This window comes from Mesorhizobium sp. M7D.F.Ca.US.004.03.1.1 (assembly GCF_003998635.1).
In the GTDB taxonomy this organism is placed as follows: Bacteria; Pseudomonadota; Alphaproteobacteria; order Rhizobiales; family Rhizobiaceae; genus Mesorhizobium; species Mesorhizobium loti.
This window is the reverse complement of record NZ_RZQG01000005.1, coordinates 1-17,712: the sequence shown is the minus strand read 5'-3', so window position 1 is coordinate 17,712 and position 17,712 is coordinate 1. Positions and strand designations below refer to the sequence as shown.

At 60.1% G+C, this 17,712-nt stretch carries 13 protein-coding genes and 2 pseudogenes; 6 read left to right on the top strand and 9 right to left on the bottom strand.

Annotation, left to right across the window (positions count from 1 at the left end; genetic code table 11):
• Positions 1-73 precede the first annotated feature (73 nt).
• The 3 genes from EN935_RS00955 to EN935_RS00945 are packed head-to-tail and all read left to right on the top strand — an operon-like array spanning position 74 to position 5,536.
• Positions 74-838, top strand: coding sequence for an ImuA family protein (locus tag EN935_RS00955; protein WP_127373128.1), 765 nt, complete (start codon positions 74-76; stop codon positions 836-838).
• On the top strand, positions 750-2,273 hold the full coding sequence (locus EN935_RS00950) for a DNA polymerase Y family protein (RefSeq protein WP_127265342.1): 1,524 nt from the start codon (positions 750-752) through the stop codon (positions 2,271-2,273). The genes EN935_RS00955 and EN935_RS00950 overlap by 89 nt, the downstream gene beginning before the upstream one ends.
• A complete protein-coding gene (locus EN935_RS00945; protein ID WP_127265343.1) occupies positions 2,270-5,536 on the top strand; it encodes an error-prone DNA polymerase in 3,267 nt (1,088 codons plus the stop codon). Before EN935_RS00950 ends, EN935_RS00945 begins: the two co-directional genes overlap by 4 nt.
• A 467-nt stretch (positions 5,537-6,003) precedes the next feature.
• Here the strand turns inward: EN935_RS00945 and EN935_RS00935 are convergent, their stop codons facing one another.
• The 4 genes from EN935_RS00935 to EN935_RS00920 all read right to left on the bottom strand — a co-directional run bounded on the left by EN935_RS00935 (position 6,004) and on the right by EN935_RS00920 (position 9,280).
• Positions 6,004-6,858 carry an alpha/beta hydrolase gene (locus EN935_RS00935; RefSeq protein ID WP_127265345.1) on the bottom strand — a complete coding sequence of 285 codons (855 nt, stop codon included), beginning with the start codon at positions 6,856-6,858 and terminating at the stop codon, positions 6,004-6,006.
• A 161-nt stretch (positions 6,859-7,019) separates the two neighbouring features.
• Positions 7,020-7,724 carry a hypothetical protein gene (locus EN935_RS00930; protein WP_127265346.1) on the bottom strand — a complete coding sequence of 235 codons (705 nt, stop codon included), beginning with the start codon at positions 7,722-7,724 and terminating at the stop codon, positions 7,020-7,022.
• 3 nt (positions 7,725-7,727) lie between these two features.
• Complete coding sequence (locus EN935_RS00925; RefSeq protein ID WP_127373131.1) at positions 7,728-8,321, bottom strand: SOS response-associated peptidase family protein; 594 nt, start codon at positions 8,319-8,321, stop codon at positions 7,728-7,730.
• Positions 8,322-8,404: 83 nt separating this feature from the next.
• Positions 8,405-9,280, bottom strand: coding sequence for a hypothetical protein (locus tag EN935_RS00920; RefSeq protein ID WP_127373127.1), 876 nt, complete (start codon positions 9,278-9,280; stop codon positions 8,405-8,407).
• A 162-nt stretch (positions 9,281-9,442) separates the two neighbouring features.
• On the opposite strand from EN935_RS00920, the gene EN935_RS00915 reads away from it, so the two are divergent.
• Complete coding sequence (locus tag EN935_RS00915; protein WP_127266156.1) at positions 9,443-10,405, top strand: zincin-like metallopeptidase domain-containing protein; 963 nt, start codon at positions 9,443-9,445, stop codon at positions 10,403-10,405.
• A gap of 142 nt (positions 10,406-10,547) precedes the next feature.
• Positions 10,548-10,946 (top strand): annotated as a pseudogene (locus EN935_RS00910) (ParB/Srx family N-terminal domain-containing protein); the annotation flags it as partial.
• On the opposite strand, the gene EN935_RS00905 reads toward EN935_RS00910, so the two are convergent.
• Positions 10,942-11,148: a LysR family transcriptional regulator gene (locus EN935_RS00905; RefSeq protein WP_127265397.1), complete on the bottom strand. Its 207-nt coding sequence runs from the start codon at positions 11,146-11,148 to the stop codon at positions 10,942-10,944. The pseudogene EN935_RS00910 and the gene EN935_RS00905 overlap by 5 nt on opposite strands.
• Positions 11,149-11,338: 190 nt before the next feature.
• Between EN935_RS00905 and EN935_RS00900 the strand changes: the two genes are divergently transcribed.
• A complete protein-coding gene (locus EN935_RS00900; protein ID WP_127265398.1) occupies positions 11,339-12,313 on the top strand; it encodes an IS5 family transposase in 975 nt (324 codons plus the stop codon).
• A gap of 160 nt (positions 12,314-12,473) precedes the next feature.
• On the opposite strand, the gene EN935_RS00895 is transcribed toward EN935_RS00900, so the two are convergent.
• The 4 genes and pseudogenes from EN935_RS00895 to EN935_RS40600 all read right to left on the bottom strand — a co-directional run.
• Entirely contained in the window at positions 12,474-15,122 is a 2,649-nt protein-coding gene (locus EN935_RS00895) for an EAL domain-containing protein (protein ID WP_127265399.1), read from the bottom strand.
• Between the two features lie 250 nt (positions 15,123-15,372).
• Entirely contained in the window at positions 15,373-15,579 is a 207-nt protein-coding gene (locus EN935_RS00890) for a hypothetical protein (protein ID WP_109671083.1), read from the bottom strand.
• 949 nt (positions 15,580-16,528) lie between these two features.
• On the bottom strand, positions 16,529-17,431 hold the full coding sequence (locus tag EN935_RS00885; protein WP_127265400.1) for a plasmid partitioning protein RepB C-terminal domain-containing protein: 903 nt from the start codon (positions 17,429-17,431) through the stop codon (positions 16,529-16,531).
• Positions 17,428-17,712: pseudogene (locus EN935_RS40600) on the bottom strand (chromosome partitioning protein ParB); the annotation flags it as partial. The gene EN935_RS00885 and the pseudogene EN935_RS40600, both read right to left, overlap by 4 nt.

Genomic DNA, 17,712 nt, shown 5'->3' with positions numbered 1-17,712 from the left:
CATGCCATTGACTCTTTATTAGGAAGAGAACAAATGAGGAACATACCATCAGCTTTTCGCGTTCAGGGGACAGATGAGTGCATCGGCGCCAAACGCTGCCATTTCCGATCTCCGAACTCGCATTGCGCGTCTCGAAGGCGGCAATGTGCGCGAACGAACGGTGCTCCCCTTCGGCATCGCGCCGATCGACAGCCACCTGCCGGGGGGCGGTTTGGCGCTTGGTGCTCTCCATGAAGTTGCCGGCGGCGGCAATGGTGCAATCGATGGCGCTGCCGCGTCGCTTTTTGCGGCCGGCATTGCAGCCAGGACGCAAGGCAAGGTGCTGTGGTGCGTGACGCGTCAGGACCTGTTTGCGCCGGCAATCGCCCAGATCGGACTTCACCCCGACCGGGTGATCTATGTCGAAGCCGGTGACGACAAATCACTGCTCGCCTGCTTCGAGGAAGGTCTGCGGCACGTCGGGCTTGGGGCTGTGGTCGCTGAGGTTGCCCGTCTGTCGATGACGGCCTCGCGCCGTTTGCAGCTTGCATCGGAAGGCTCCGGCGCGATGGGCATCGCCATCCGCCGATGGCGCCGCCAGACCGAAGCTGCCGATTTCGGGCAGCCGACGGCGTCCGTCACGCGCTGGCGCGTTTCTGTCTTGCCGTCGCGACCGCTGCCGGTGCCGGGCGTCGGCCGGGCACGATGGCAACTGGAACTGATCCGGTCTCGTGGAGGCGAAACGCTCGATATCGAAGTGGAGGCTTGTGATGCCAAGGGTCGTCTCGCTCTTCCTTCCAAGCTGGTCGACCGACCGGCTCAGAAGGAAATTGGGCGACGTCTCGCCGCCACCGGATAAGCCGATGGTGCTGGTTGGACGGCAGGGCAACCGTCGCCTGGTGGTTGCCGCGGATCGCGCGGCGCTGGAAGCAGGGCTGCGCGTCGGAATGCCTGCGACGAAGGCGCAGGCTCTGGTTCAGGGGCTGGTGGTTATGGACGCGGAACCCGATGCCGACGCGGAGGCATTGGAGCGGCTGGCCCTGTGGGCATTGCGGCGGTACGCGCCGATGGTCGCTGTGGATCCTCCGGACGGATTGGTCATGGACACCATGGGCGCCGATCACCTTCATGGCGGCGAACAAATGATGCTGACCGATATGGTCGAACGTCTCAGCCAGGTCGGCTTCTCGGCGCGGGCAGCGATAGCCGATAGCTGGGGCGCCGCACACGCTGTCGCGCGATACGTCAACCGGACCGTCAGCCTGGTCACCGTTAACGCAACCTGCGAAGCGATCCTCCCTCTGCCCATCGCGGCACTGCGATTGCCCGATGCGATCGTCGGCGGTCTGCGTGTTTTGGGTTTCGACAGGGTAGGCGAGCTTTTGAAGCAGCCGCGCGCGCCACTGACCCTGCGCTTCGGCCCGGAATTGTGTCGCCGTCTCGACCAGGCTGCTGGCCGCCTCTCAGAGCCGATAGAGCCAGTGCGGCCAGCCGAAATGGTCGAGGTCAAACGTGCCTTTGGCGAGCCAATCGGTGCGGCCGAGACAATCGCACGCTATGTCGGCAAGCTTGTTCAAGCGCTGAGTATCGAGCTCGAGACCAAAGGCCTCGGCGCCCGGCGGCTCGATCTGTTGCTCTACCGCGTCGACAACCGCATCGAAGCCATTCGCGTCGGCACGGCCTTGCCGGTCCGCGATGTGAAACGGCTGACACGACTGCTCTGCGACAAGATCGAGACGGTCGATCCCGGCTTCGGCATCGAGTTGATAAGTTTGTCCGCGCCCCTGGCTGAACCGCTGACACCCAGGCAGACCATTTCGTCACTCATCGAGCAACGAGATACTGACATCTCCGACCTGATCGACATACTCGGCAATCGCGTCGGCGAGGAGATGCTCTATCGGTTTACGCCGGTGGCAAGCGACGTGCCCGAGCGATCGTTTCGGCGGGTGGCCCCCGCGTCTGCGGAAACCGGCGACGCATGGCCAGACCATTGGCCGCGCCCCGCTCGTTTGTTTGCCGTGCCTGAGCTCATCGAGGCGATAGCGCTGCTGCCGGATCATCCGCCGGCGAGCTTTACCTTGAGAGGCATCCGTCGGCGAGTCAAGCGCGCCGACGGGCCCGAGCGGGTCTTTGGGGAGTGGTGGAAGCGTGACGCCGAGCTTGCCGCCGTGCGCGACTATTTCCAGGTCGAGGACGAAGCCGGCGAGCGCTTTTGGATCTATCGCGCCGGTGACGGCGAGGATGCCGGGACCGGTTCGCATCGCTGGTTCCTGCACGGCATCTTCGGATGAATGCGTCTTACGTCGAACTGCAATGCACCTCGCACTTTTCCTTCTTGCGCGGCGCCAGCTCCTGCGACGAATTGTTTGCGCAAGCAGCCATCATGGACATACCGGCACTTGCCATTTGCGATCGCAACAGCCTGGCGGGCATTGTGCGCGCGCATGAGGCGGCCAAGGCGACCGGTGTCAGGCTGATCGTCGGCTGCCGTCTCGATCTGGTGGACGAGATTTCGGTCCTGGTCTATCCGACCGAGCGCGCATCCTACTCCCGGCTATGTCGCATGCTGTCGTTGGGCAAGGGACGTGGCGGCAAGGCGAAGTGCGTGCTGCATTGGGACGACCTTGTTGCTTATGGCGAGGACCTCGTTGCGGTGTTCCTGCCCGACCAGGCCGACGATACATGCTCGCTCTGGCTGCGGCGGATCCAAGAGGCCTTTGACGGTCGCGCCTATATGGCGCTGGCGCTGCGCCGCCGTCCCAATGATGCGCTACGGCTGCACGATCTGTCCAACCTCGCCGGACAGGCCGGCGTGCCGACCGTCGTTACCAACGACGTGCTGTTCCACGAACCGTCACGGCGCATCCTGCAGGACGTCATCACCTGCATCCGGCACAATGTCACCATCGACGATGCCGGGTTTCGGCGCGAGCGGCATGCCGACCGCTATCTGAAACCTCCCGCTGAAATGGCACGGCTTTTTGGCGGCTATCCCGAAGCGATCGCCAGGACGGTCGAGATCGCCGATCGCTGCCGGTTCTCATTGGACGAGCTTGCCTATCAATATCCCGAAGAGCGGATGCTACCGGGGCTGACACCGCAGCAGGCCTTGGAGAAACTCACCTGGGAAGGCGCGACGGAGCGGTTTCCCGAGGGCGTGCCGGACAAGGTTGTCGGCACACTCAAGCATGAATTGCAGCTCATCGAGAAGCTGCAATACGCGCCGTATTTTCTGACGGTCAATGCGATCGTTCGCTTTGCCCGCAGTCAGGACATCCTCTGTCAGGGCAGGGGATCAGCCGCCAACAGCGCCGTCTGCTATGTGCTGGGCATCACCTCGATCGACCCCGACCGCAATGATCTCCTGTTCGAGCGCTTTGTCTCGGAAGAACGCCGCGAACCGCCCGACATCGATGTCGACTTCGAACACGAGCGGCGTGAAATCGTCATGCAATGGGTGTTCGACACCTATGGCCGTGAACATGCAGCACTTTGCTCGACCGTCATCCGCTATCGTTCCAAGGGCGCCATGCGCGATGTCGGCAAGGCCCTTGGCCTTCCCGAAGACCTCATCAAGATGCTGTCGTCACAGGTCTGGGGCTGGTCGGACGAAGGCGTCCAGCCAAAACATGCCGAGGAGCTGAATCTCAATCTCGAAGACCGCCGCCTGCGGCTGGCGTTGGACTTGGCCAGGCAGCTGATCGGCGCGCCGCGGCATTTGTCGCAGCATCCCGGTGGCTTCGTGCTGACCCGCGACAGGCTCGACGATCTGGTGCCGATCGAGCCGGCCGCAATGAAGGACCGCCAGGTCATCGAATGGGACAAGGATGATATCGATGCGTTGAAGTTCATGAAGGTCGACGTACTGGCGTTGGGCATGCTGTCCTGCATGAAGCGCGGCTTCGATCTCCTGTCACAACACAAGGGCATCAGTCTCGATCTCGCAACGATCCCTGCCGAGGATCCGCGCACCTACGCCATGATCCGCAAGGCCGATACGCTGGGCACCTTCCAGATCGAATCCCGCGCCCAGATGTCGATGCTGCCGCGCATCAAGCCGCGGACCTTCTATGATCTGGTCATCGAGGTGGCGATCGTACGGCCCGGCCCGATCCAGGGTGATATGGTGCATCCCTATCTGCGCCGGCGGGAAGGCAAGGAGGACGTCGTCTATCCCAAGCCCGAGCTCGAAAAGGTGCTCGGAAAAACGCTAGGCGTCCCGCTGTTCCAGGAGCAGGCTATGCGGGTCGCGATTGAATGCGCTGGCTTTACGCCTGGCGAAGCCGATCAGCTTCGCCGCGCCATGGCCACGTTCAAGCACACTGGCGGTGTTTCCAGCTTTGGCGCCAAGCTGATCGGCGGCATGGTCAAGAACGGCTATGAGCGCGAATTCGCCGAAAAGACCTTCAAACAGCTGGAGGGCTTCGGCAGCTACGGCTTTCCCGAGAGCCATGCAGCCAGCTTCGCGCTGATCGCCTACGCCTCGTCCTGGCTGAAATGCCATCATCCCGATGTCTTCTGCGCGGCTCTCCTCAATGCTCAGCCAATGGGCTTCTACGCACCGGCGCAGATCGTTCGCGATGCCCGCGACCATGGCGTCGAGGTGCGGGCGGTATGTGTGAATGCGTCGCGCTGGGACTGCACGCTCGAGCCCACCGAGAACGAGGGCCGGTTCGCCGTGCGTCTTGGGCTGCGCATGGTGCGTGGCCTTGCCAATGCCGATGCTGCGACCATCGTCACGGCACGTGCCGACCTGCCCTTTGCGTCGGTAGATGACCTCTGGCATCGCGCTGGTGTTCCCGCGGCATCTCTGGTCGAACTCGCCCAGGCCGACGCCTTTCAACCCTCATTGTCGCTGGCGAGGCGAGAGGCGCTGTGGGCGATCAAGGCGCTGCGCGACGAGCCGCTGCCACTGTTTGCGGCGGCCTCGGCTCGCGCGCGCCACACGGTGCCGGAAATCCACGAGTCAGCCGTGGCATTGCGCGCCATGACATCAGGCGGCGAGGTCGTCGAGGACTACGGGCATGTCGGGCTGACCTTGCGCGATCATCCTGTGTCCTTCCTGCGTGCCGACCTGCGGCGCAAGCGCATCGTCTCTTGCCGCGAGGCCATGCAGGCGCGCGATGGCCAGTGGCTGGAGGCAGCCGGGCTTGTGCTGGTTCGACAACGTCCCGGCTCAGCCAAGGGCGTGATGTTCATCACGCTTGAGGACGAGACCGGCATCGCCAACCTGGTCGTGTGGGTGAAGGTCTTCGAGAAGTATCGCAGGGTCGTGCTCGGCGCCGGCATGATTGGTGTTTACGGGCGCATCCAAAGAGAGGGCGACGTGGTTCATCTCGTCGCCCATCGGCTGAGTGATCTCTCAGCCGATCTTGCCAGCGTTGGCGACCGGGACACTGCCTTCCCGCTGCCGCATGGGCGGGGCGACGAATTCCATCATGGCAGCCCCACGCCCGATCCACGCGGCATGCCGAAGGGGCCGAGGCCGAGGAATATCATTGATCCCTATCTGCACATCGATCAGATCAAGGTGAAGACGCGGGATTTTAAATAGGGGGCAATGCTGGGCAGCCGGCACAGTCCGCCGGTAACATCAAAATTTATTTGCGGCGCCTCGGCGTGCTGATATTATTCGGCCTTCGTAGCTTTCGAGGAGGAAAGGCTATGTTGTATCCCGGTCAGTGCTTGGGGCCGTGCGAGATTGACGTGCTCGCGCGCGTGTGTCGAACGGTATGCCAGGAACGAGGTCTATCGCTTCAATCCATCGACGCCGAGCGCACCGCCGCGCACCTGCTCAAGTTGTTTATGAACGGCTTGACGGGCGAGGAGGAATTGCTGGATGCCGAGAGGAACCGCGCGGTGCGCATATCCTATTCTACCGCACCTCTCGTGTGCACTGCTGCAGGCCAATTGGCCGGCGCAGCAGCCTCTTAGGGTCTCCTCTTCAGCCGGCGGCCGACAGGAACGCACTGCCATGCCGCGGGATTGGAAATAGGAAGCTCAATCGGTGCTTCTGTCATTTCAGAGAAAGGCCTTGAACGCCGCTGCGAGAGCGGCTGGATTTTCTTCGGCGACATGGTGCCCACTCTTGATCCCGTAGCCGCCCACGTTGTCGGCCCAGTGCTTCCAGATTGCGACCGGATCGCCATAGATCTGCTCCAGGTCGTCGTCGAGTGACCAAAGGCATAGCATCGGACAGCGCACCTTCCGGCCGGCCTCTCGATCCTCACGGTCATGGCGATGGTCGATCCTGATACCTGCGCGGTAGTCTTCGACCATCCCATGGACTACCGCGGGATCGTGGATCAGCGAAACCAACTCGTCATAGGCTTCGCGTCCCATCTCATCTGGCTGCAAGGCGCTATACCATACCATCGGGTCTACCAGGATGGCCCGTTCCGGCTTCTCGGGCTGAGCGAAGAAGAACCAGTGGTACCAATTGCGGGCAAATTTCCAGTCGGCACGCTCCAGATGCTCGATAACTGGCAATCCATCCACGGTGATCAGTTTTCGCACCAGATCGGGATGGTCCATCGCCATTCTGAAAGCCACCAGACTGCCACGATCATGCCCGGCGACGAAGAAACTGTGGTGGCCCAACCTTTCCATCACCTCCACCAGCGCCGAGGCCTTTGCCCGCTTGGACGAGAACCTGCTCTCCGGATCGTCCCGCGGTATGTAGGAGCGCCCGAAGCCGGGGAGGTCGGGGCACACGATCCTGAAATCTGCTGAGAGCAAGTCCGCGACGTGGCCCCACGTCATGTGCGAGCGAGGATGGCCATGGATCAGAAGCAGAGGCGGCCCAGATCCGCCATGCCGAAGCCGTATCGGTCCGCCCTCCGTTTCCACCATTTCAAGCACGAAGTTTTCGAACATCTATCCGTCCTCAGAATTGGCGGCTGTCCCCGTGAAGAACGTTCTGAGGATGGAATGGTTCGGGACGTTCGGGACGGGCCAATCGCCGCTGCAGGCACGTCGGCTTCCGGTTGGCTTCACGAAGAGCCCCTTTTGGAGGCGCGAATGGCTACAAGACGGATCTAACGGAGAAGGCCCTCGTCGTCGAAAGCGTCCCAGCCCTTCAACTTGGGCCGGGGAGGGTCATCTCTGGGGTCATTCCCGGCACCGCGACCCTTGCCGCTACCTTTTCCCGCTCGCGTCAGTGCGGCCTTACCGGCGCCGCGCCGTCTGTTCTGGGTGACTTGCTGCACATCCTCTTCGCGCCAAAGGCTTGGCAGATCACGATCAAGGACGTCTTCGATGTGCTTGGGATCGAAAACGTGGAAGGTGACGGCCTTGGATCGACCGCGCATCTTCACGGTGCGGGTGCCAATGCTTTGCAGCCGTCCGTCTTTGAGCCACTTGTGACGCTCGCGCGAAGAAATTGTGAGGATGTCCTCGGCCTCGCGCGGCAGGACCGGCAGCACCTCGATGGTTTCCAGCGTCTTGGCGATCTTGTTTGAGGCGGCCTCGAACTCTTCGGCATCGTCTTCGCCCATCCGCAATGTCATGTGACCGGTTTCGGCTTTGGCGTACTTCCTCACAGCCCATGGCAGACGGGCACGTATTTCACGCTCGATTCCTTTCGTGCGCACCGACGACCCAAGTGTCGCTGCTGGCGGCAGTGGCCACTCGGCAACCAGGGGCAACGAAGCGCTCATGTCTTGGCGAGAGCTGCGATTTCGAGGGGTAACAATTGCCGCAGCGATGCCATTGAGGATCTCCCGGGTTCGCGCAAAACGCACCAGCTAGTCGCTTCCTTCTCTTACGGTTTCGACCGCCAACGACCCAGCCGGCAGGGCCTTCAACAGCTCTGCCTCGGGTTTAGTGAGATGGATCCACGCCGCCCAATCCTGCGGGCGGAGCACCACAATCTGCCGATTGTGGATGGGTGCCACGTCCGGGCCAGGTTCCGTCGTCAGCATCGCGAATGTGGGTGGCTTGTTGCCTTCGCCATCGCGCCACAGGCCGGCGATTGCCATGAACGGGGTGCCGTTGAGAGTGAAGCGATGCTTCGCCTTTGGTGACTTCTTTCCGGTGAATTCGAAGAAAGCCGATGCCGGAATAAGGCAGCGCTTGCTGTTGGCGAAACTCCGTCCGTCAGAGCGGAAGTTGAAGACCGGCCCGCCCTTTGGCCCGGAGGGCGGAAAGGCAAAGGTCATGCGGGTGAGTTCGATCGTGTCGCCGGCGGCTCGCATGATCGGGGCAGGGTCGCTGATGCGGACGTCATCGGCCTGCGGCAAATCCAGTTCGGTTTGATGGGTGGGAATGTCGAGCGCCAGTGATTGCATCATCCGGCAATATTCGGCCCAGGCGATATGCTGCTCATAGTCATTGCACATAGCTGCCCCACGCGTTCGGTCAGTTGCAGAGTTATGTAAAATAGCGCGGCTTGCCCGCAACGCCACCGGCTACAAATTTTCTGCTATGCTCCGAAATCCTGGGCGACCCGCCCAAGCACCTTGCGTGGTTTGTCGGTGATGACATCTCCATGGCTTACAATGATGCGCTCAAGGTCGGGCTCATCAGACCATTTGCGGAAAGCCGCGCCCAGCGCCTTGCCGTCCTTGACAAAGAACCACCTGCCAACACGCGGCATGCTCGGCCGGTCAACGCCAAAGCCAAGCACACGCGCCATGATGTGGGCACCAATCCCATGGGGGTGGCGGACATTGGCTAGGATGTCGTTGACGACAAGGGTTGTACTGCCGTCGCGGCGCACGAGCAGCGCCGCTTCCTTTTCGGCCACACCCGGCACCGTCTCCATGCGAACGGAAGGATCATCGAAGATATTCGCAGTTGAATCGACTTTGATAACTTTCTCCACGGCTTCCCGCGCCCCTGGCGGGCAGACAATTTTCGCTCGGGGATAGCGAAGCTTCCAAGGCTTGATGTCGAGCCGATGGCCAGGGCCCGGCACGATGAGAAAGGCTGGATCGCCGAGCGCTTCAATCTCCTGCATTTCCGGTTCCGCAAGGGGAATGCAGCTCCAGATCGCGGTGCGGTCTCCCACCAAGCCGATGACCGTCATTCGTCGCGGAAAATGGCCAAGCGGCATCTGGATTTCGCCGCTGACCGTCAAGAGACCGTCAGCAACCGTTTCCAAACGGCCGTGCGGCTCAACTTGCCATGTCTCATGGAACCTCGGCATGCAACATCCACGCTTGGTTTGCATCGATAATTGCTGCGTGAGAATTTCGTTCCGTGCGCAAACAGCTGATGAAGCAAGGGCCTGCCGGACGTCTCCCTTGCAGGGCCGGGCCGTCGGCAAAGCTGAAGCCCCGCCTGCGACGGTCTTCACCCATACGGGCTTCCATCCCCGACGCGAGATCGGTCGCGCCGACGCTCCTTCCAACTGGTGGGTATCGAGACGTGGCGACGAGAGTGAGAGTGCGGACCGGGTTTGCCGTGACGGGTTGAAAGTCGGGAGAGAGGCTCCTGGCGCCCGTCGCGGAGAACCGCGATGCCCAGAAACACCGCTGGCGCCCGTTCCGGCAACGACCGGCCAGGCCTCTATCAGGAAATCACCGACAAGATCATCGCCGAGTTGGAAGCCGGACGCATCCCGTGGGTGCAGCCCTGGGGCACAGCGGCGGCAAAGGCGCCGCTCGCCGTGCCGGAAAACGCGTCGACCCACCGGCGCTACTCCGGCATCAACATTCTGATCCTGTGGGGCGCGGTCATCGAGCACGGTTTCACCGGCCAGAGCTGGCTCACATTCCGCCAGGCGCTCGGGCTCGGCGGCAATGTCAGGAAGGGAGAACATGGGACGACCATCGTCTACGCCGACCGCTTCGTGCCCGACGACGAGAAGAAGCGAGCCCGCGAGAGCGGGGACAAGGCACAGGCGATTCCATTTCTCAAACGCTTCACAGTCTTCAACGCCGATCAATGCGAGAACCTGCCGCAGGACATCGCCGCCGTCGCACCGCCACCTCTCCCGGGCATGATCGAACCGCAAGCAGAGGCGCTGATCCGGGCCACCGGCGCCGATTTTCGGATCGGAGGCAGCCGCGCCTTCTACAGCCCTGCGAGCGACTTCGTGCAGGTCCCGCCGCCAGCCGCCTATTTCGAACCGATCAATTGGCACCGCACCGCATTCCATGAACTGGGGCATTGGTCGGGTCATTCCTCCCGGCTCGGCCGTGATATGGCCGGTTCCTTCGGCTCCAAATCCTATGCGCGGGAGGAACTGGTGGCAGAGATGGCAGGGGCCTTTGTCTGCGCTTCTCTCGCCATCGTGCCGACGGTGCGCCATGCCGACTACATCGGCTCATGGCTGGCGGTCCTGCGAGAGGACAATCGCGCCATTGTCCGTGCCGCCAGCGCCGCCTCGAAGGCCGCCGAGTTCATCCTCGGTTTCCAGCCTGGCGTCGATCAGCAAGCGACCGCGGCAGCAGTGAATGACAAACGGAAGGCGGCGTGATGGGCCACGCCGACCCGGATTCGGGATCGCGCTTCGCCGGCTTCCCGGTTCGGTGGCCAGGAGAGTGAGAGGGGTGCCGGTATTTCATGACGGGTTTAGGGCGGAGAGAGAGGCTCTCGGCGCCCGTCGCGGAGAAAACACCATGGCTACTGCCGTTCAAAAGATCACCTTGTCGCCCTCGCGCGACATTCCTTTCAACAAGCTGGTGCTTGCCCAGACGAATGTCCGGCGCATCAAGGCCGGCGTCTCGATCGAGGATCTGGCTGCCTCGATCGCGCGCCGAGGCCTGATCCAGGGCATCCATGTTCGTCCCGTGCTCGATGCAGCTGGTGAGGAGACCGGCATGTTCGAGGTACCGGCTGGCGGTCGCCGCTATCGCGCGCTTGAAGTGCTCGTGAAACAGAAGCGGCTTGCTAAGACCACACCCGTTCCTTGTGTTGTCGGCAATTCTTCCGGCGCGATTCTGGCCGAGGAGGTCTCGCTCGCTGAGAATATCGAACACGCCCCGCTCCACCCGCTGGACCAGTTTCGCGCCTTCAAGGATAGGGTAGCAAGACGCGCCCGGCCTGGCTCAGCGCGATGCCGGTGGACATGCGTTCGAAGAGCGGTATGCCAAGTTCCTGTTCCAGCAGACTGATACGGTGCGAGATGGCCGGCTGCGTTCGGTTCAAAACGCGGGCCGCGTTCGAAAAACCACGTTGCCGGTAAACGGTCAGGAATGTGTTCAGTGCTTCAGCATCCATCTCTTCGCTATAAATAAAATCTATGTCCTAGACAAATATTAGAAATTGGACGAATGCCGGCAAGCCAAATAGCAGTGTCCTCGCTTGTGAATTGCGGAGGAGGTACGCTCATGGCCACACAGATCGACAAGGCGAAAGCGTTCAAGGCGCTACACTCCACCGAGCGTGGTTTCGTTATCCGAGTAGCCTGATGCCGTACAAGTTCCATGGGCCTCACCGTCATCGAGTGCCGAAAGCGCTATATCGGGTGAGGAACTGGAGAGAATATCATTGCGGTCTTGTGTCTCGCGGCGATGTTCGCATGTGGATATCTGTCGAGGCGATCGAACGCTGGAAAGCAGCTTGCCGAATGACGCCTGGCGGCCAGCGCCGCTTCTCCAATCTAGCGATCGAGACGGCGTTGGTCCTGGGCGCTCTGCATCGCATGCCGTTGCGCCAGACCGAGGGATTTGTTCGTAGCTTGATAGAGCTGATGCACCTCGACCTGACCGTGCCTGATCATACGACGCTGTCCCGTCGACGAAGAACCGTTGCGGTGACGGACTTTCGCTGGCCGCGCAAAGGTCCGGTTGACCTTGTCATCGACAGCACGGGATTGAAGTTCTACGGCGCAGGCGAATGGGCGCGGGCCAAACACGGCGAAAGCCGCCGATCCTGGCGAAAGCTGCACATCTCGGTCAACCCCGACGACAATGAGATCATCGCCTTCGAACGCACCGATGACGATACCTCGGATGCGTCGATGATTGGCGAACTGGTAGCAAACTCCGGCGGCAATATCGGCTGTGTCATTGCCGATGGAGCCTATGGTGGTGAGCCAACATACAAGGCGATCCGCGCTGCGCGACCGGCGCGCTCACCTCCTGATATCGTCATCCCGCCGGGCAGACCATCGATCTCGGACAAGGGCGAACCTCACGGCGGCAGCGAGCGGGAACGTCATGCTGCCGAGATCGCGCGACATGGTCGAATGGCCTGGCAGAAGCGACACGGTTACGGCAAACGCTCCCTCGTCGAAACCGCAATTTCACGCGTCAAGAGGATCAACGGCGGATGCCTGGCGTCCCGGACCCTCGGGTCGCAGCAGAACGAGATAGCCATTCACATCGCCATCGCCAATCGCAACATGCGGATCGCGAGGCTAATCTCCGAGCGCGTCCGCTGAAATCACTACAAAGTCTGCCTCAGCCGCTATAGGCTCCAATGCACCAGCGCCGTCCATAATAAGCGCCTTGGAGGCACCCTGCCGATTGTTCATTGGATGCGAGTGCCCGCTGCGGTCGTCTCCTTTCCGTGGACGTACTCGTCGCCGACGTGCGTCGATCTCAGGATGCTGTGCGCCTTCGACGGCCGCTTAAGAACTCCATGATGCCGTGTGCGCTCACCGGCCGGCTCAGCCCATAGCCTTGCAGGATGTCGCAGCCCAAATCCTTAAGGATCTCGGCCTGCCGCATCGTCTCAACACCTTCGGCGATGACTTCCACTCCCAAAGATCTGCCTATCTGCACAATCGATTGAACGACCTCTCGCTGCTGGGCTGACTCGGCGACTGGGCCGATTAGCTGGCGTGCAATTTTCAGCCGTCGCGGCTGAAGTTTCATCACGCTGACAATCGACGCGTGGCCGGTGCCAAAATCGTCAATTTCGATGTCGATACCAAGTTCCTTGATCTGATTGACGTTCCAGACCATAAGCTCATCATTGTCGTCGAGAAAAATTGACTCTAGAAGCTCGAACGAAAGGGTTCCTGGTTTTATTGAAAGCGACGTCAGGCTGTTGATCAGTTCCTCATCCTGCAGCCGCCTCGCAGAGACGTTGACAGAAGCGCGCGGCATCAGCAGCCCGGCTCTCTGCCACTGATCAAAGTCGTGAAGGGTTTGCTCGAGTATCAGCCGGTCAATAATCGCAACGACATCCAACTCTTCCGCAATCTTCAGGAACTCGGCCGGCGTCTGAAGTCCGCCGGTCGGATGGTTCCAGCGCGCGAGCGCCTCAACGCCCGCAACCTCCAGTGTTTTCGCGTCGAACTGCAGCTGGTAATGGGGAACGAATTCGTTACGTTCCAGGCCTGCAAGGATCTCATCGGCGACCCGTTTGGTCCGAACGATCTCAGACTGGAGATCTTGGGTGAAGAACTCATATCGATTGCGTCCGCGGCTCTTTGCCCGGTAGAGCGCTATGTCCGCGTTGACCATCAGGCGCGGGCCGTCGACAGCACCGTCCGCATCGACCGCGATGCCGACGCTGACCCCAATACGGCATTGGTGGTCTTTATAGGGCACTGGCTGTCGCAATCTCTGTAGAATGCCATCGGCCCGTTGGCTGAGTTGGTCAATCGAGATATCGCTGCTGCAGACTACGACAAATTCATCGCCTCCGACTCGGGCAACGAAATCGGCTGGCCGAACAGTCGATGTCAGCACCTTTGCGGTATGGATCAGCACGGCGTCCCCGACAGCGTGGCCGAGTGTGTCATTGATCTGTTTGAAACGATCGAGATCAAGATGCAGAAGCGCGGCGCCGCGGCCGGCGGTTGAACCTGTGGCGGCGTGGCTGTCAAGCATGATGTCGAGGTAGCGGCGATTTGGAAGGCCGGTCAGCGTATCGTGAAGCGCTGCATACTCATTGCGCGCCGTCGCCGCCTCGAGCTCAGCATTTCTCGTTTCGGCGAGGTCCTTTGCTTGCTCCAACTCCCGCGTCAGGGCCACATCCGCCGTCACGTCCCATTCCGCTCCGACCATTTTGTGCTTGGTATCATCACTGTAACTTTTGGCACGCGCGCGAAGATGTCGAACAATTCCATTGGGAAGCACGACACGATATTCTGAGGAATACAGACCCGTCGCGATCCCTTGCTTGAAATCCAGCTTGGCCTGCTCAAGATCGTCGGTGTGGATTGATCTTGACCACTCTTCGAAGGACCTCGGTTCGCCATCTGCCGGCTTTCCATAAATTTCGTTCAGGCGGTCGTCCCAAAATATGATGTCTGAGTCGAGATCCTGCTCCCAGACGCCAATTTGCGAGGCGTCAAGCGCGAGTTCCAGCCTCTCCGAAAGCTGTGCAAGCCGTCTTTCGCTGCAGCGCAGATCGGCGTAGTGCTTACGCCGTTGCTCGAGAAGCCGCCCTGCAATGACTATGGGAACCACGACCAGTGCGCCGCCGATGAGCATTGCCAGTCGCAAAATCCAGGCGTTGCTGGGGGTAGCATTCCAACCACCCTTGGGAATAGCGGCAATCTGCCACGATCCTGTCGGCAGCCGTACCTCGGCCGTGACGGGATTGCTTTCGATCACGTGCGCGGGACCGTAAAATCGCGCGCCGCTTTGGCCGAGAGAGTCCTTGCCCGTCAGGGCGATCTCGATCGGCAGTTTCTTGCCTAAAAGACCACTGTCCTCGTACAGCTTTTGAATGTCGATTACCGCAGCCACTATGCCCCAGAACGTCTCGGTAGGGCGGTCACGGTCAAGGAAGACTGGAAATCGCCCGACGAATGCCTGCCCCCCTTGTTTGAGTTCTACCGGTCCGGCCAACACCAGTCGTTTGGAATCGCGTGCCCGAAGTACCGCTTCACGCTGCTCTTCATCCTTACCAAGGTCCAGTCCAACTGCCTTTTCATTGCCTTCCATCGGATACATCAACGAAATGACCAGGCCAGGGGCCGCGCCAATGTTTCTGAGATGTGTCTTCTCGCGAAAGATGCTCTCTGCCAGCTTGGCAAAGCGGGCTTGGCTCATATTCGGTTCGGTAACGATCGTCGCGATCAGGCCGCGCGCCAATTGGAGATCCCCATTGACGTTGCCCTCGAGATTGGCGCGGATGAGGTTCATCTCCTTCGCAACGTCAACGCGCATTGCCTGCTCGGCAACGACGCTGTTTTGATGGTCGGCAAAAAATCCAGCGATCAACAGCACGACGAGGGCAATCACTGCCGGAAGACTGGTCCAGGTCATCAAGGTGCGGAAGCGCTGCTGCATTGCAAATGGCAAGGTGGAATCTCGATCGGCCAAGCTTCCGATTGGCCAAGGCTATCAGAGCGAACTTAATCGAATCTTGGTTCGCCTACTCAAAGTTTAGAAAGACATTTCTTTGCCGGTTAGGCAAATACTGGAGGCGGCCAGTACGTCAGGGTTTCTTCCGGTTGGCTTTTTTTGATGGAATGGCGCCAGACGACTTCGACAAAGGGCTTCAGTGCTCCGTGTCCGCTACAGACATCGGAGGAGTGCGTTATCTAACTTCGACGATCTTTTGTCGCAAGGCGTTTTCGATGGGATCAGGCATGGTGCCAGCGCTGGTCGCGGACGCACTGAGATGAAGATAAAGCGGCTTGCCGGCGCGTACCATGGCACGCGCGATCGCGAGCTCGGCTTCAGTCTTGGCATTCTCTTTCTGTGTCATGTTGTCGGCGGCAATGAGCCGCTTCAGCGCCCGCAATGTCTCACCCCGGGCCCAGCCCACTTCGACGCGATGGCACGAGGTGAGTTTAATGACGCTGCATTGGATTCATCGAGCGGCGACGGTTGCATTGAGTACCCGTCCCCCGCGCGTTTTCGAGACATTTGATATCGCGACATAAGTTTCCGAACGAAAACTGCGTTCAGCGAGGGCAAATGAGGGACTAGTTCGCCGATGTCCTGAAAACGGTTGATTTCCGGGCAGAGGCCAAGTCGCTTATAAACGCGTTTCGGTTGAGCTCAGCAACGTCTTTTGAAGGGCCGCTTTGCGCCGCTTCTCCGTGATGACCTTGGCAAGCGGAAACGAAACGGCTCCGCTATTGGAAATGGGCAGGTCGGCGCCAGTCGGGCCAACTGTCAGCCCTGGGCTATAGACGAGCCGGCACCCTGAGTTGGACATAGGGTCACCGGCCGATCCTCTCACACTCGTCGAGCATCCCGCCGAGTTCCTGGCAAAGAATGACTTGGCCCAAACCGTTCGAATTGTCGTCCAGGCCCATCCGCCGGTTATAAGACGACACCTGGTCCCTCAATTGAGATACCCGGCCAGCGCTATGACCGCTGGAGTAGGCCCATCCGCCTACAGCGCATATGATCAGTGCAGAAACGAAGACGGCAAGTGTCAACTTGTTACCGTGCACCTTTTCAGGCAAAAACTTAACAACGCTTTGCATGAACTATTATCTACAGTTGCCATTTTACGGGCCTCAAGTGTGACGCAAAAAGATAAACATTTTCTTGGGCGCCCGATCACCGAAATGCGCATAGATGTGGCAGATGGGCGCCGTTTTCTACAGGCTGGGGTTTCGGTATGCGCCCCCGAGTTGCGGCATTACCAAGTCCCCACTGGAAAACCAGCAGCAGGCAGGCATCCTCCTCATGTCCGGCGGATTGCTGACGTTGTCAGTGGGAATGCCTCTTCGCAGACGCTAGACAGGCGTTCGGGCAGCATTGGTCATTTTCTGAAATTCAGAAAGAATCTCCGGGAAACTCTGCGCAAGATATCGAACAATGCGGGCGTTCTCCAGCAGCCGGCTGAGATACCCCGTGGCCACCACCAGATCCAGATGGTCAGATCCATAGCTCTCCTCGACAAGCCGGTATTCCTTATCGAGTTTGGTTGACTCGTTCTCCATCAATGCGATCTGCGCGTCGCTCAGCCCGGCAAGCTTTTTCGGCTGCGACGTATCGGCAAGCTGTGACTGAGGGGTCGCGCCGACCAGGGACTTTGCGTAGTTGATCGAGAATTTGTTCATGGCGATCATCAGTTGCGCCGCCTCGATCTGACGCACCGCGGCCAACTTCCGTAGTTCGATGAATGTGTTGGTCGGGACGAAGCGGTCCTTGAGCATGTCGACCGCTTCCCGACAGATCCCTTTCAGCAGATGTTTTTTAAGCCTGATTTGGGCGATGTTGACATTCAGGGTTCTCGCGATGGTCTCTTCAGGGACGCCGCTGTCGATGGCTTTCAGGATCATGAAGTGTTCCTGGATCGTCGCGAGCCGGCTCACCCGTTTGTTGTAGGTGAATGCCTCGTCATCGTTGGCCACCAGACAATCAACCTCAGTGGCGCCTATCTCGCGCAAGATCTCGATACGCATGTGGCCGTCGACCAGCAGGTACTTTCCCGGCGTGTCTTTGTCCCTTGCGACCACGGGCAGTTCCACAAGTCCGATCTCGCGAACGGATGACCTGACCTGTTGGTATTTCGGAGTTTCCCTGGCGCTTTCGGTAAACAGGTGAAGCGGCTGGATGTCTTCAAGCCGAAGGCGAATTGTATCGCGCTCAAAAGCGGATTTTATGTCCTGAATTGTAGGGTGCTCTGTGGTCATGCGGGCTCAACTCTGCTGATCCTGGCCGCCAGGTTTCGTGGAAGGGTGTTCAGTCCTTCGGCCGCAAGAAGGTCCTGGAATGCCTCTTCTGCCATCAGTTGCCGCAAGGCGTGGGTGACAAACAGCAGGCGGTTTCGCGTTGCGTCCGCTTTCCGGACAAGAATGCGTTTTCTGTCCGTGTCGGCTTTGAAAGCCTTGATCAATGCTGATGCTGAAGGAGTCTTCGTGCGATCTGGCAGGAACGTTCCCAGACCTTTCCCGCGCCTGCGGCGGTTCTCAAT